The 627-nt window shown below is 36.4% G+C and carries 1 protein-coding gene; it reads left to right on the top strand.

What is annotated here, in order from left to right; genetic code table 11:
* Positions 1-51 precede the first annotated feature (51 nt).
* A partial coding sequence (locus EJ063_RS21880; protein ID WP_500691449.1) for a proton-conducting transporter transmembrane domain-containing protein occupies positions 52-627 on the top strand: 576 nt, incomplete at its 3' end.

Here is a 627-nt window from a genome sequence, read left to right as displayed (position 1 = left end):
ACTTTAGCGGCTTTTCCAGTTACTCGGGATTCCCGATTTTTTCATTTCCTGATGTTAGCAATGTACAGCGGTCAAATAGGATCATTTTCTTCTCGGGATCTTCTACTTTTTTTCATCATGTGGGAATTAGAATTAATTCCCGTTTATCTACTTTTATCCATGTGGGGTGGAAAGAAACGTCTGTATTCGGCTACAAAATTTATTTTGTACACGGCRGGARGTTCYATTTTTYTMTTAATRGGAGTTYTRGGTRTMAGTTTATATGGTTCKAAYGAACCAACATTAAATTTAGAACTCTTAGCTAATAAATCCTATCCTGTTACACTTGAAATAMTATTYTATATTGGATTTYTTATTGCTTTTGCYGTCAAATCACCGATTMTACCYYTACATACWTGGTTACCWGAYACCCACGGWKAGGCACATTACAGTACYTGTATGCTTCTCGCTGGAATCTTATTAAAAATGGGAGCCTATGGGTTGGTTCGAATCAATATGGAATTATTACCCCACGCTCATTCTATGTTTTCTCCTTGGTTGTTGGTAGTCGGTACAATCCAAATAATTTATGCAGCTTCAACATCTCCCGGTCAACGTAATTTAAAAAAGAGAATAGCCTATTCTTCT

The sequence above is a fragment of the Vibrio aquaticus genome (genome assembly GCF_003970385.1).
Taxonomy (GTDB): Bacteria; Pseudomonadota; Gammaproteobacteria; order Enterobacterales; family Vibrionaceae; genus Vibrio; species Vibrio aquaticus.
This window is presented reverse-complemented; position numbering and strand designations above follow the sequence as displayed.